The sequence below is a fragment of the Leclercia sp. G3L genome (assembly GCF_021117075.1).
In the GTDB taxonomy this organism is placed as follows: Bacteria; Pseudomonadota; Gammaproteobacteria; order Enterobacterales; family Enterobacteriaceae; genus Enterobacter; species Enterobacter adecarboxylatus_C.
In genome coordinates, this window is sequence record NZ_CP088265.1 from 1,533,132 (window position 1) to 1,546,175 (window position 13,044).

At 57.9% G+C, this 13,044-nt stretch carries 14 protein-coding genes; 12 read left to right on the top strand and 2 right to left on the bottom strand.

What is annotated here, in order from left to right:
• Positions 1-20: 20 nt before the first annotated feature.
• Entirely contained in the window at positions 21-2,573 is a 2,553-nt protein-coding gene (gene mrcA, locus LRS40_RS08630) for a peptidoglycan glycosyltransferase/peptidoglycan DD-transpeptidase MrcA (protein WP_231313527.1), read from the bottom strand.
• A 120-nt stretch (positions 2,574-2,693) separates the two neighbouring features.
• Here mrcA and pilM point away from each other — a divergent pair, with 120 nt between their 5' ends.
• From pilM to trpS, 12 genes are all read left to right on the top strand, one after another.
• Complete coding sequence (pilM, locus tag LRS40_RS08635; RefSeq protein ID WP_231313528.1) at positions 2,694-3,476, top strand: pilus assembly protein PilM; 783 nt, start codon at positions 2,694-2,696, stop codon at positions 3,474-3,476.
• Complete coding sequence (locus tag LRS40_RS08640) at positions 3,473-4,012, top strand: PilN domain-containing protein (RefSeq protein ID WP_231313529.1); 540 nt, start codon at positions 3,473-3,475, stop codon at positions 4,010-4,012. Before pilM ends, LRS40_RS08640 begins: the two co-directional genes overlap by 4 nt.
• Positions 3,996-4,457: a hypothetical protein gene (locus LRS40_RS08645; protein ID WP_156264779.1), complete on the top strand. Its 462-nt coding sequence runs from the start codon at positions 3,996-3,998 to the stop codon at positions 4,455-4,457. Before LRS40_RS08640 ends, LRS40_RS08645 begins: the two co-directional genes overlap by 17 nt.
• Positions 4,447-4,842, top strand: a complete 396-nt coding sequence (locus LRS40_RS08650) for a HofP DNA utilization family protein (RefSeq protein WP_231313530.1) — start codon at positions 4,447-4,449, stop codon at positions 4,840-4,842. Before LRS40_RS08645 ends, LRS40_RS08650 begins: the two co-directional genes overlap by 11 nt.
• Positions 4,757-5,992 carry a DNA uptake porin HofQ gene (gene hofQ / locus LRS40_RS08655; protein ID WP_231313531.1) on the top strand — a complete coding sequence of 412 codons (1,236 nt, stop codon included), beginning with the start codon at positions 4,757-4,759 and terminating at the stop codon, positions 5,990-5,992. The genes LRS40_RS08650 and hofQ overlap by 86 nt, the downstream gene beginning before the upstream one ends.
• Before the next feature lie 296 nt (positions 5,993-6,288).
• Positions 6,289-6,810 (top strand): shikimate kinase AroK, encoded by a 522-nt coding sequence (aroK, locus tag LRS40_RS08660; protein WP_010436374.1) that lies wholly within the window; start codon positions 6,289-6,291, stop codon positions 6,808-6,810.
• Between the two features lie 57 nt (positions 6,811-6,867).
• Entirely contained in the window at positions 6,868-7,956 is a 1,089-nt protein-coding gene (gene aroB / locus LRS40_RS08665; RefSeq protein WP_231313532.1) for a 3-dehydroquinate synthase, read from the top strand.
• 92 nt (positions 7,957-8,048) lie between these two features.
• Positions 8,049-9,335, top strand: a complete 1,287-nt coding sequence (damX, locus tag LRS40_RS08670; protein WP_231313533.1) for a cell division protein DamX — start codon at positions 8,049-8,051, stop codon at positions 9,333-9,335.
• 67 nt (positions 9,336-9,402) lie between these two features.
• Positions 9,403-10,215, top strand: coding sequence for an adenine-specific DNA-methyltransferase (gene dam, locus LRS40_RS08675; protein WP_231313534.1), 813 nt, complete (start codon positions 9,403-9,405; stop codon positions 10,213-10,215).
• A 41-nt stretch (positions 10,216-10,256) separates the two neighbouring features.
• A complete protein-coding gene (gene rpe, locus LRS40_RS08680; RefSeq protein WP_142487368.1) occupies positions 10,257-10,934 on the top strand; it encodes a ribulose-phosphate 3-epimerase in 678 nt (225 codons plus the stop codon).
• Positions 10,927-11,688 (top strand): phosphoglycolate phosphatase, encoded by a 762-nt coding sequence (gene gph, locus LRS40_RS08685; protein ID WP_231313535.1) that lies wholly within the window; start codon positions 10,927-10,929, stop codon positions 11,686-11,688. The genes rpe and gph overlap by 8 nt, the downstream gene beginning before the upstream one ends.
• Positions 11,681-12,685, top strand: coding sequence for a tryptophan--tRNA ligase (gene trpS / locus LRS40_RS08690; protein WP_156264777.1), 1,005 nt, complete (start codon positions 11,681-11,683; stop codon positions 12,683-12,685). Before gph ends, trpS begins: the two co-directional genes overlap by 8 nt.
• 142 nt (positions 12,686-12,827) lie before the next feature.
• Here the strand turns inward: trpS and LRS40_RS08695 are convergent, their stop codons facing one another.
• Complete coding sequence (locus LRS40_RS08695; RefSeq protein ID WP_032614785.1) at positions 12,828-12,998, bottom strand: YhfL family protein; 171 nt, start codon at positions 12,996-12,998, stop codon at positions 12,828-12,830.
• Positions 12,999-13,044: the final 46 nt, after the last annotated feature.

Genomic DNA, 13,044 nt, shown 5'->3' on the forward strand with positions numbered 1-13,044 from the left:
ACGGGAAAGGGGGCAGACGTTTAGAACAGTTCTTGTGTCTCGCCGTTGTCAATCAGCGTTGTACCCACCTCATGCACCGCCTGATGCGTTGGCTGCGTGCCTTCGATGAAATACTCTTCCCGGCTGCTGCCGCCATTGGACAGCTGACCGCTGTAGCGATCGATATTGACCGTCACCACGCCTGGCGGTGGCGTTAATGGCTGCTCCGGCACGCCGTCCAGCAGCATCTTCATAAAGGCATCCCACGCGGGCTGAGCGCTTTTGGCCCCGCCTTCGTAACCGGAAATCTGATCCTTGATCGCCCCGGAGGCCGTGGTACGACCTAAATCACGGCGGTGATCGTCAAAGCCGATCCACACCGAGGTCACCGCGCCTGGACCATAACCCGAGAACCAGGCATCTTTCGAGCTGTTGGTGGTCCCGGTTTTGCCGCCGATATCCTTGCGCTGCAGATCGCGACCGGCACGCCAGCCCGTACCCTGCCAGCCTGGCTCGCCAAAGATATTGCTGTTCAAGGCGCTTTTGATCAGGAACGCCAGCGGTGTGTTAATCACGTGCGGGGCGTACTCCTGAGCACCGGTCTGCGCAACCAGCGCCTGGTTTGCCTGCTCGAGCTGCGGCATTGGCACTGCCGCGTTTTGCTGCGCCTGAGAAATGGCGACATCTTCCATATCCTGGTTGTTCAGGGATTCTGATTTAGGGGTATCGCCATAAATCACCGGAATGTCACACTCTGCGCAGGCGATTTTCGGTTTCGCTTCGAACAGGACACCGCCCTGATCGTTCTCGATTTTGCTGATGAAGAACGGATCGACCAGGAAGCCGCCGTTCGCCATTACCGCATAACCGCGCGCAACCTGCAGCGGGGTAAAGGAGGCAGAGCCCAGCGCCAGCGACTCGGTATGCACAATATTCTGTGCCGGGAAGCCAAAGCGTTGCAGATACTCCGCCGCATAATCGACCCCCATGGCGCGCATGGCGCGAACCATCACCACGTTCTTAGACTGTCCCAGACCCTGACGCAGACGAATCGGCCCGGCGTACTCGGCCGGTGAGTTCTTCGGTCGCCAGTCGGAACCGGCCCCGGCATCCCAGCGGGAGATGGGCACGTCATTGAGGATGCTGGCGAGGGTCAGGCCTTTATCCATTGCCGCGGTGTAGAGGAACGGCTTGATATTGGAACCGACCTGGCGCAGCGCCTGGGTGGCACGGTTAAATTTACTCTGGTTGAAATCGAAGCCGCCGACCAGCGCCAGCACCGCGCCGTTATGCGGATTGATAGAGACCAGCGCGGAGTTGACGTCCGGGATCTGCCCCAGCCACCAGGCGTCGTTTACCTGACGGACCCAAATCTGCTGACCCACCTGTACCGCATCGGTCACTTTGCGCGGAGTCGCACCCTGCTGCGTATCAGAACGATACGGACGCGCCCAGCGGACGCCCTCCATGCGCAGCGACACCGAGGTGCCGTCCGCGAGCATCGCGGTGGCTTCCTGCGGACTGGCCTGGGTCACGACAGCCGCAACAAACGGCCCGTAGCCCGGGAGCGGTTTCAGGGTGTCGGCGATCTTTTTACTGTCCCAGGCGGATTCACCTACCTTCCACAGCACGTTTGACGGGCCGCGGTAGCCGTGGCGCATGTCGTAATCAATCACGTTATTACGCACCGCCTGCTGCGCGCCCTGCTGGACGTTGCGGCTGATGGTGGTGTAGACGCGGTAGCCATCTTCGTAGGCCTGCTCGCCGTAGCGGGAGACCATCTCCTGACGCACCATCTCGCTGAGGTACGGCGCGGAGAACGCAATTTCCGGCGCATGGTAGTTGGCGTCAATCACGTCGCTGCGGGCCTGATCGTACTGGGTCTGGCTGATATAGCCTTCGCTCAGCATACGCGACAGCACCACGTTGCGGCGGGCGGTAGCGCGATCCAGCGAGTAGAGCGGGTTGAAGGTGGAGGGGGCCTTCGGCAGACCGGCGATGGTGGCCATTTCACTCAGGGTTAACTGGTCAATGGATTTGCCAAAATAGACCTGCGCCGCCGCGCCCACGCCGTAGGCACGGTAGCCGAGATAGATCTTGTTGAGGTAGAGCTCGAGGATCTCATCTTTATTCAGCATCTGCTCAATACGGATTGCCAGGAACACTTCCTTGATCTTACGCATCAGCGTTTTTTCAGGACTCAGGAAGAAGTTACGCGCCAGCTGCTGGGTGATAGTACTCGCACCCTGAGAGGCATGGCCGGAGAACAACGCCACGCTTGCGGCACGGAAAATCCCCACCGGATCGACGCCATGGTGCTCATAAAAACGGCTGTCCTCGGTGGCAATAAAGGCTTTCACCATGACGGGTGGGATCTGATTCAGGGTCAGCGGGATACGGCGCTTTTCACCGTACTGGGCGATAAGCTCGCCGTCCGTGCTGTACACCTGCATCGGGATCTGGAGTCGTACATCACGAAGCGTAGCGACATCAGGCAGTTGCGGCTCAATATATTTGTACAAACCAAAAATCGAGCCTGCTCCAAGCAGAATGCAACAGACTGCAAGGATCAATAAATACTTTACGAACTTCACTGGAGATTTCCCATTTAGTTTGAACTGGGCAGTTTCTAAACAATCGCGCGGTAGTATAAAGGCAAGCCTGTAGCATTGATATAGCCGTTATCCCCCGGGACGATAAGGAGATCGTGAAACATGGCGTTTAAAACATGGCATACAGGTGTTCATATTCAACAGGATAAGGTTCTGGCCGTCGCGCTGGTACGCGAAAAGTCGGGGTGGGGATTGCGCCGCTGGTGGCAGCTCCCCCTGGCGGCGGACATTATCCGCGACGGGCAAATTCTTCAGCCCGAACAACTGGCTGCGGCACTGCGCGAGTGGCGCCAGATGCTGCCTCATCAACATCAAATCTTTCTCGCCTTTCCGGCCGCCCGCACTCTACAGCGCACGCTACCGCGCCCTTCGATGACCCTGCGCGACAGCGAACGGACCGCCTGGATCGCCTCGGCGATAAGCCGTGAGCTGGAGATGCCCCCCGACGCCCTGCGGTTTGACTATGCGGAGGATACCTTCAGCCAGGCTTATCACGTGACGGCGGCACAGAATAAGGAGATTGCGACGCTGCTCGAGCTGGCCCAGGTGCTGCGTCTGCGGTTGGCCGCGATCACGCCCGACGCCGGAGCGCTGGCCCACCTGTTGCCCTTTGTGCAAGCTCCGGCCCAGTGCGTCGCCTGGCGCGACCGGGATCAGTGGCTATGGGCGATGCGTCACCAGTGGGGCAGGCGCGGGCTGGCGGAGGCTCCTGACGTCGATCGGCTGGCTGCTCTGCTGGCTCTCAGGGTCGACGAGATTGCCTGCTGTGGCGCAGGCAGTTTTGACCCCTGGTGCGCGTTATCCCGCACGCAGCCGCCGCTGCCTGAAAATGGGGCGGATTTCAGCGTCGCGCTGGCGCTGGCGACCGGAGAACACTCGCGATGAGGGCGGCCAATCTTCTGCCGTGGCGCCAGCGGCAACAGCGTCGCTGCCTGCGCTACTGGGGGCTGATGTTTACCGGTTCGTTGCTGGTGACGCTGATGCTCTGCGCAGCCAGTCGGGCCTGCGATCCTCTGGTAACACGCGCCAGCGCGCTGCGGCATGCCAGCGATCTGGCGCTACGTCAGGGGCTGGAGCAGCGGCAAAAGCAGTGGACGGCTTTACAGGCCCGGCATCAGCAACAGCAGCGGTGGGCGCTGCAAAAAGCGAAAACGGAAGCCTGGCAACCGGCATTGATCGCCTTATCCCGCCTCCTGCCGGAGCAGGCATGGCTGGCGCAGCTGCACTTTCAGCAGTCGACCCTCTCGCTGACCGGCTATGCCGCCACGCTGCCCGCCCTTGCCGGGCTGGAGACGGCGCTCCGCCAGGTGCCGGGCTTTACCCCCGGAGCACCGGGCGAGATGCGACAGGACGCCCAGGGGCGTTGGCAGTTCAGCTGGACGTTGACCCGCAAGGAGCGTGTTGATGCGGATCCATCCTGACAGCTGGTATGCCATGACGCCGCGCGGGCGCTGCCTGTGCTGGGGCATCAGTTCAGCGTTACTCCTGGCTGGCGTCACCGGATGGCAGTGGCGAATGCAGGATCGGCAGATAGCAACGCAGGAGGCCAGGCTGGTGCGGAACGCAGAGACCCATTCCCGGCTGTGGACCGCGGTGCGTAAGCTCTCACCCCCTGACAACGCGCAACCTTCCGTGGCGGCACTGCCTTTTTCACCTTTGGCGTTTGATACCGATGAGCTGCGGATGGTTCGCTGGCAGCCCAGGGGAGCAGGAGGAGAACTGGTGATTAAGGCGACCTGGGCGCAGATCCCCTCGCTGTTTGCCACTCTCGCCCGGCGAGATATGGCGGTGGGGCGCTTTAGCATTCAGCCAGAGCAGAACCGGTTACAGATAGTGATGCAGCTGGAGCGCCAGGATGCGGGTTAAGTGCAGGGTGCTGTTATTACTGCCGCTGCTTCTCGGCATGCGCGATCCCTTTCAGGCCCCGGTCTCACGCTGCCCGGATGCCGCGCTGCGGCAGTGGCGCTATGCCGGGGTGGTGCTGGGTCCGGTGCCGGTGGCGATCGTCAGAGATGAAAAGTCGCGCTGGCTGCGCCTTCGTCGCGGCGACACGCTGGCGCAAGGCGGGAAGGTGAGGGCGTTGGACGAAAAGGAACTGGTCATCGATATGCCCGGGGCGTGTGAGCCCTCGCAGTGGCGATGGCAACGACAAGGAACCAAACAGGATGAAAACAGGGATCGTGGGATTACTGCTGACAGGCAGTCAGGCGCTGGCCGCGGGGCCAGCTCCGGTGAGCCTGGTGGTGGATGAGGTGCCGGTGGCCCAGCTTCTGCAGGCGCTGGCGGAGCAGGAGAACCGCAACATGATTATCTCCCCGGACGTCAGCGGCAATGTCTCTCTGCGTCTGCAGGAGGTCCCCTGGCTGCAGGCGATACAGACGGTGGTCACCGGTGCCGGGCTGGTGATGCGCCAGCAGGCGGGCATTTTTTATATCCACACCGCCGCCTGGCAGCAGCAACAGCAGGCCAAAAAAGAGGCCGAGCGAACAAAGCGGCAGCTCAGCGCGCCGCTGGAGGCGCGCAGTTACCCCCTCTCCTATGCTGATGCCGGGGATTTGCAGTCAGCTGCCGAAAAGCTCCTCAGCCCGAATGGCAGCCTGGCGGTAGACAAGCGCACCAATCGCCTGCTGGTGCGCGACAACCGGGCTGCGCTGGAGACGTTACAACACTGGGTGGCGCAGATGGATCTTCCTGTGGCTCAGGTAGAGCTGGCCGCGCACATCGTTAGCATGAGTGAAAAAAGCCTGCGCGAGCTGGGGGTGAAGTGGAATCTGGCCCAGGGGCAGCAGGCCGGTAAGCCAGGACAGCTGACGATGCTCAGCAGCGATCTGGCCGTTACCAACGCCACCACCCAGGTGGGATTCAATATCGGGCGGATTAATGGCCGGTTACTGGATCTCGAACTTTCCGCCCTGGAACAAAAACAGCAGGTCGACATTATCGCCAGCCCTCGCCTGCTGGCCTCGCACATGCAGCCCGCCAGCATTAAGCAGGGCAGCGAGATCCCCTATCAGGTTTCCAGCGGCGAGAGCGGCGCGACCTCGGTTGAGTTTAAAGAGGCGGTGCTGGGGATGGAGGTGACGCCGGTGGTACTGGCCAACGGGCGCGTGCGCCTGAAGCTGCGCATCAGCGAGAACGCCCCGGGCCAGGTTTTGCAGCAGGCCGACGGCGAAACGATGGCGATAGATAAGCAGGAGATTGAAACTCAGGTAGAGGTCAAAAGCGGTGAAACGCTGGCCTTAGGCGGAATTTTTTCCCAGAGGCATAAAACCGGCAGCGAAAGTGTGCCAGGCTTGAGCCGTATTCCCTTACTGGGGCAACTTTTTCGCCATCAGGGGAAAGACAACGAACGCAGGGAGTTAGTGGTTTTTATCACCCCTCGTCTGGTTGCGACGCCATAATGTCCCGCGATGCCCCGCGTGATTTTGCATTCTGTTTGTTGCAGATGTTTGACGTGGGGCATGAATTAGCATACAAGGAGTACCGATTTGAGAATCAGCTTACTCAATCACACTCCTTAATAACTTAAGCGGCAAGCCTGATGATTTAATCTGTTGCCAAACAAGCCGGAGTATTGAGATAATTTTTAGTCTGACTCTCGCTCTATCGCATATGAGGTTTCAGTTCATGTCCTGCTACGCCCGATATCGGTGAAGCGGGTTTACCATTAACGAATAGTCTTAGTAGTACCGAAAAAATGGCAGAGAAACGCAATATCTTTCTGGTTGGGCCTATGGGTGCCGGCAAAAGCACTATTGGGCGCCAGTTAGCTCAACAACTCAATATGGAATTTTACGATTCTGATCAAGAGATTGAGAAACGAACCGGAGCTGATGTGGGCTGGGTCTTCGATGTAGAAGGCGAAGAGGGTTTCCGTGACCGTGAAGAAAAAGTCATTAATGAACTTACGGAAAAACAGGGCATTGTGCTGGCAACTGGCGGCGGCTCTGTAAAATCTCGCGAAACTCGCAACCGTCTCTCCGCCCGCGGTGTCGTGGTCTATCTTGAAACGACCATCGAGAAACAACTGGCGCGTACGCAGCGTGATAAAAAACGCCCGTTGCTGCAGGTTGAGACGCCTCCACGCGAAGTTCTGGAAGCCCTTGCTGGTGAACGCAATCCGCTGTACGAAGAGATTGCCGACGTCACCATTCGCACAGACGACCAGAGCGCTAAAGTGGTCGCAAACCAGATTATTCATATGCTGGAAAGCAACTGATTCTGGCTTTATATACACTCGCCTGCGGGTAAAAGCATTTAAGGTGGATGTCGCGCTATGGAGAGGATTACAGTCACTCTCGGTGAACGGAGTTACCCTATCACTATCGCGGCTGGTTTGTTTAACGACCCAGCTTCCTTCTTACCACTGAAAGCGGGTGATCAGGCAATGCTGGTCACCAATGAGACTCTGGCTCCGCTTTATCTCGACAACGTGCGTCAGCGCCTTGAACAGGCTGGCGTAAAGGTCGACAGTGTGATTCTGCCTGATGGCGAGCAGTATAAAAGCCTGACGGTACTGGATACCGTCTTTACCGCATTACTGCAAAAACCGCATGGTCGCGATACTACACTGCTGGCATTAGGCGGCGGTGTTGTTGGCGATCTTACGGGGTTTGCTGCGGCAAGCTATCAGCGCGGCGTCCGTTTTATTCAGATTCCTACCACGCTGTTGTCGCAGGTCGACTCATCTGTTGGCGGCAAAACGGCCGTTAACCATCCGCTTGGCAAAAACATGATTGGCGCGTTCTACCAGCCCGCTTCGGTGGTGGTGGATCTCGACTGTCTGCAAACGCTGCCTCAGCGTGAGCTGGCTTCAGGTCTGGCGGAAGTGATCAAGTACGGCATTATTCTGGACGGCGCATTCTTTAGCTGGCTGGAAGAGAATATGGATGCCTTACTGCGCCTGGATGGTCAGGCGATGGCGTACTGTATTCGCCGCTGCTGTGAGCTGAAAGCAGAAGTCGTGGCCGCAGACGAGCGCGAAACAGGCTTACGTGCTTTACTGAATCTTGGGCACACCTACGGTCATGCTATCGAAGCCGAAATGGGCTACGGTAACTGGCTGCATGGCGAGGCCGTTGCGGCGGGGATGGTGATGGCCGCGCGCACCTCGGAGCGTCTGGGTCAGTTCAGAAAGGCGGATACGCAGCGCATTATCACGCTGCTTGAGCGTGCCGGGTTACCGGTTACGGGGCCGCGTGAAATGTCGGCACAGGCCTACCTGCCGCATATGATGCGTGATAAAAAAGTATTAGCAGGCGAGATGCGTCTGGTGCTCCCGCTTGCAATAGGTAAGAGTGAAGTGCGTGGCGGTGTGCCGCACGATGTGGTTCTTGGCGCTATTGCTGATTGCCAGCAGGCGTAACTATTAGAAAGGTCCGGCTGCGGTAAAACGTAGCCATTTTGCTTCAGGTGATGTGCAAAGTCGTAGGCATAAGCCTTTTAGTGGGGTGTTAAATGGATGAATTCAAACCAGAAGACGAGCTGAAACCCGATCCCAGCGATCGTCGTACTGGTCGTACTCGTCAATCTTCAGAACGTGATAACGAGCCGCAAATTAACTTTGACGAGGTCGATCTCGAAAACGATGACCCTCGTCCTTCGCGTGGCCGTGCTGCCCGCGACGAGCGTGAAGAAGAAGATTTTGAGTCTGAAGATGATTCAGTGGATGAAGTGCCCGTAGAGCGCCGCCCGCGTAAGCGTAAAGCCGCGCCGGCGAAGCCCGCTTCCCGCCAGTACATTATGATGGGGCTGGGCGTGCTGGTCCTGCTGCTGCTGATTATCGGCGTCGGCTCTGCACTCAAAGCCCCGTCGAGCAATCCGGCCGATCAGAGCGCCTCTGCTGAGAAGAGTGTCGATCTGTCCGGCAATGCGGCCGATCAGGCCAACGGCACCCAGCCTGCGCCGGGTACTACTTCCGCCGAGCAGACTGCCGGCAATACCCAGCAGGAGATCTCTCTGCCGCCGGTCGCGTCCACGCCAACGCAGGGTCAGACACCGGCAACCCCGGCAGGCCAGCAGCGTGTTGAAGTGCAGGGCGATCTGAACAATGCACTGACGCAGCCGCAGAACCAGCAGCAGGTCAACAACGTGGTGGTCAACTCCACGCTGCCGACCGAGCCTGCGACCGTGGCGCCAATTCGTGGTGCTACCGGGCAACAGCAGACGGCGGCGACAGAGAGTGCGCCACGTCAGACTAAGCCTGCCCAGCATCAGGAACGTAAGCAGACGGTGATTGAGCCGAAGCGTGAAGTGAAGCCGCAGCCTGTTGCGAAAGCGGAAGAACCGAAAGCGACTGCCCAGCCGAAGCGTAGCGAAACCGTGACCAGCGCACCGGCAAAAGCCCCTGCTGCGACAGCGACGGCACCGAAAGCGACCGCAACGCCAGCCCCGACGGCGACAGCCTCTGCGCCAGCGGCAGCAGCACCTGCGGCCACTGCCAGCACCGGTAAAACGACAGGGAACGTGAGTTCACTGAAGTCTGCCTCATCCAGCAACTACACGCTGCAGTTGAGCAGTTCTTCCAGCTATGACAACCTCAACAGCTGGGCGAAAAAGTCGAACCTGAAAAACTTCGTTGTCTATGAGACTACCCGTAACGGTCAGCCATGGTATGTGCTGGTGAGCGGCGTGTATGCTTCGAAAGATGAAGCAAAACGCGCGGTCGCAACACTGCCAGCTGATGTTCAGGCGAAAAACCCGTGGGCGAAGCCGATCCGTCAGGTTCAGTCCGATTTGAAGTAATCTGTGAAGCGCAGGATGCTGTCGGAGCTTTCTCCACAGCCGGAGAAGGTGTAATCAGTTAGTCAGCATGAAAAAAAATCGCGCTTTTCTGAAATGGGCAGGGGGGAAATACCCCCTGCTCGATGATATTAAACAACGCCTGCCTGCGGGCGAGTGTCTTGTCGAACCCTTTGTGGGCGCGGGCTCGGTATTCCTCAATACCGACTACTCCCGTTATATCCTTGCGGATATCAACAGCGACCTTATCGACCTCTATAACATCGTAAAGCTGCGTACCGACGAGTACGTTGATGAGGCGCGCAAGCTATTTACCCCAGAGAACAACAACCCGGACGTTTACTACCTGCTCCGCGCTGAGTTTAATCAGTGTCAGGATAAGTTCCGTCGGGCGCTGCTGTTCCTCTACCTCAACCGCCATGGCTACAACGGCCTGTGCCGGTATAATCTGCGTGGTCAATTCAACGTGCCTTTCGGTCGCTACAAGCGCCCCTATTTCCCTGAGGCTGAGCTGTATCACTTTGCTGAAAAAGCGCAGAATGCGGAGTTCCACTGCCTCTCGTATGAAGAGTGTATGGACCGTGCTGACGGTAACTCGGTGGTCTACTGTGACCCACCGTACGCCCCTCTGTCGGCAACGGCGAATTTTACCGCCTACCACACCAACAGCTTCAGCCCTGCCGAGCAGGCGCGTCTGGCGGAAATGGCGGAAAAGCTGGTCAGCAAAAGAATTCCGGTGTTAATTTCGAATCATGACACGCCTGATACGCGCGAATGGTACAAAGCCGCAGAGCATTTTCAGGTCAAAGTCCGGCGCAGCATCAGCAGCAACGGCGGTACACGTAAAAAGGTGGACGAACTGCTGGCTCTCTATCTACCCTGAGCCGTTTCGCCCGCCGTTAAACAAAGTTCAAGGAGATGCGGATGAAACAGTATTTGATTGCACCCTCAATTCTTTCGGCTGATTTTGCCCGGCTGGGCGAAGATACCGCGAAAGCCCTCGCTGCCGGTGCGGATGTCGTTCATTTCGACGTTATGGATAACCACTACGTGCCTAACCTGACCATCGGCCCGATGGTCCTCAAGGCACTGCGCAACTACGGCGTGACCGCCCCTATTGACGTGCACCTGATGGTGAAGCCGGTCGACCGCATCGTGCCGGATTTTGCCGCCGCGGGTGCCAGCATCATTACCTTCCATCCTGAAGCCTCCGAACACGTTGACCGCACCCTGCAGCTGATCAAAGAGCACGGCTGTAAGGCGGGCCTGGTATTTAACCCGGCCACGCCGCTGAGCTATCTCGATTACGTGATGGACAAGCTGGACGTGATTCTGCTGATGTCCGTCAACCCCGGCTTCGGCGGGCAGTCTTTCATCCCACATACTCTGGATAAGCTGCGTGAAGTGCGTCGTCGCATCGACGAATCAGGCTTTGATATCCGTCTCGAAGTGGACGGCGGCGTGAAGGTAAGCAATATTGGCGAAATCGCCGCGGCGGGCGCAGATATGTTCGTGGCCGGTTCGGCGATTTTCGATCAGCCGGACTACAAAAAAGTCATTGATGAAATGCGCAGTGAACTGGCGAAGGTAAGTCATGAATAATTTGCAGGCAATTGGGGGCGTTGCGTTTGACCTCGACGGCACGCTGGTGGACAGCGCGCCAGGCTTAACCGCGGCGGTTGATCAGGCGCTGTATGCGCTGGAACTGCCGGTGGCGGGCGAAGATCGCGTGATAACGTGGATTGGTAACGGGGCAGACGTGCTGATGGAGCGCGCGCTGACCTGGGCCCGTCAGGAGCGCGCCATTCAGCGTGCGGCGCAGGGCAAACCTGGCGTCGATCACGCGGATATCCCGCAGGAAGAGCAGATTCGCCTCCTGCGTAAGCTGTTCAACCGTTTCTATGAAGAGACGGTAGAAGAGGGCAGCTTCCTGTTCCCGGATGTGGCCGGTACGCTGAGCGCGCTGCATGCAGAAGGCATGCCGCTGGGGCTGGTTACCAACAAACCAACCGCCTTTGTTGCACCGCTGCTGGAAGCGCTGGATATCGCAAAATACTTCTCGGTGATTGTCGGTGGCGATGACGTGCAGAATAAGAAGCCGCATCCCGAACCGTTGCTGCTGGTGGCAGGAAAATTATCCTTAACACCGGACGCGCTGCTCTTTGTAGGGGATTCGCGCAATGATATTCTGGCGGCCAGGGCCGCAGGTTGCCCGTCCGTTGGCCTGACCTATGGCTATAACTACGGTGAATCCATTACGTTGAGTGAGCCGGATTTCGTCTTCGACCACTTCAAAGATTTACTGCCCGTTCTCGGGCTTTCGCACAGTGAAAATCAGGAATTGAAAAATGACTAAGCCCATCGTATTTAGTGGCGCACAGCCCTCAGGTGAACTGACCATTGGCAACTATATGGGTGCGCTGCGTCAGTGGGTGAACATGCAGGATGACTATCACTGTATCTACTGCATCGTTGACCAGCATGCCATTACCGTGCGCCAGGATCCTCAGCAGTTGCGTAAAGCGACGCTCGACACCCTTGCGCTGTATCTGGCCTGCGGTATCGATCCTGAGAAAAGCACCATCTTCGTTCAGTCTCACGTCCCGGAACACGCGCAGCTGGGCTGGGCCCTGAATTGCTACACCTATTTCGGTGAACTGAGCCGCATGACCCAGTTCAAGGATAAATCTTCCCGTTACGCTGAAAACATCAACGCCGGTCTGTTTGACTATCCGGTACTGATGGCGGCTGACATTCTGCTGTATCAGACCAACCAGGTGCCGGTGGGTGAAGATCAGAAGCAGCACCTGGAGCTGAGCCGCGACATTGCCCAGCGTTTCAACGCGATTTATGGCGACGTCTTCAAGGTGCCTGAGCCGTTCATTCCGAAGTCCGGTGCCCGCGTGATGTCGCTGCTGGAGCCGACCAGGAAGATGTCCAAGTCGGACGATAACCGCAACAACGTGATCGGTCTGCTGGAAGATCCGAAAGCGGTGGTGAAGAAGCTCAAGCGTGCAGTCACCGACTCTGACGAGCCGCCTGTTGTGCGTTACGACGTGCAGAACAAAGCGGGTGTCTCTAACCTGCTGGATATTCTCTCTGCCGTGACTGGCCAGAGCATTCCAGAGCTGGAGCAGCACTTCGAAGGCAAAATGTATGGCCATCTGAAAGGTGAAGTGGCGGATGCGGTCTCCGGCATGCTGACCGAACTGCAGGCGCGCTACCACCAGTTCCGCAACGACGAAGCCTTCCTGCAGAAGGTGATGAAAGACGGCGCCGAGAAAGCCAGCGCACGCGCTTCTGTGACCCTGAAAGCGGTGTATGAAGCGATTGGGTTTGTGGCTAAACCTTAAGTTTTTTTGCCGGGTGGCGGCTGCGCCTTACCCGGCCTACGCGAACTTACAGGCCGGGTAAGCGTAAGCGCCACCCGGCGAGACAGCCGCACTAATAAAAAAACCGGGGAATCCCCCCGGTTTTTTTATGCCTGAAAAAGAGTTACTGATTTGCCGCCGGGCCGCAGCCGCCGATGATCTTGGAGATGGAGATCGCCGGGTGCAGCAGGTAGTCGTAGCTGCAGTTATTTTTGGTGTTTTGCACGTGGCCGGTGCACGCCGTCAGGGTAGTTAAGATGCCTGCAACCAGGGCAATCTTTGCCAGTTTGAACATAACGCTTCCTTGTCTGTAACATGAGGGAATATATAGAAAATGTGCT

Excerpts from the sequence above, each read along its gene's own strand:
- pilM (WP_231313528.1), top strand. The coding sequence starts at position 2,694 with ATGGCGTTTAAAACATGGCATACAGGTGTTCATATTCAACAGGATAAG.
- LRS40_RS08640 (WP_231313529.1), top strand. The coding sequence starts at position 3,473 with ATGAGGGCGGCCAATCTTCTGCCGTGGCGCCAGCGGCAACAGCGTCGC.
- LRS40_RS08645 (WP_156264779.1), top strand. The coding sequence starts at position 3,996 with ATGCGGATCCATCCTGACAGCTGGTATGCCATGACGCCGCGCGGGCGC.
- LRS40_RS08650 (WP_231313530.1), top strand. The coding sequence starts at position 4,447 with ATGCGGGTTAAGTGCAGGGTGCTGTTATTACTGCCGCTGCTTCTCGGC.
- hofQ (WP_231313531.1), top strand. The coding sequence starts at position 4,757 with ATGAAAACAGGGATCGTGGGATTACTGCTGACAGGCAGTCAGGCGCTG.
- aroK (WP_010436374.1), top strand. The coding sequence starts at position 6,289 with ATGGCAGAGAAACGCAATATCTTTCTGGTTGGGCCTATGGGTGCCGGC.
- aroB (WP_231313532.1), top strand. The coding sequence starts at position 6,868 with ATGGAGAGGATTACAGTCACTCTCGGTGAACGGAGTTACCCTATCACT.
- damX (WP_231313533.1), top strand. The coding sequence starts at position 8,049 with ATGGATGAATTCAAACCAGAAGACGAGCTGAAACCCGATCCCAGCGAT.
- dam (WP_231313534.1), top strand. The coding sequence starts at position 9,403 with ATGAAAAAAAATCGCGCTTTTCTGAAATGGGCAGGGGGGAAATACCCC.
- rpe (WP_142487368.1), top strand. The coding sequence starts at position 10,257 with ATGAAACAGTATTTGATTGCACCCTCAATTCTTTCGGCTGATTTTGCC.
- gph (WP_231313535.1), top strand. The coding sequence starts at position 10,927 with ATGAATAATTTGCAGGCAATTGGGGGCGTTGCGTTTGACCTCGACGGC.
- trpS (WP_156264777.1), top strand. The coding sequence starts at position 11,681 with ATGACTAAGCCCATCGTATTTAGTGGCGCACAGCCCTCAGGTGAACTG.
- LRS40_RS08695 (WP_032614785.1), bottom strand. The coding sequence starts at position 12,998 with ATGTTCAAACTGGCAAAGATTGCCCTGGTTGCAGGCATCTTAACTACC.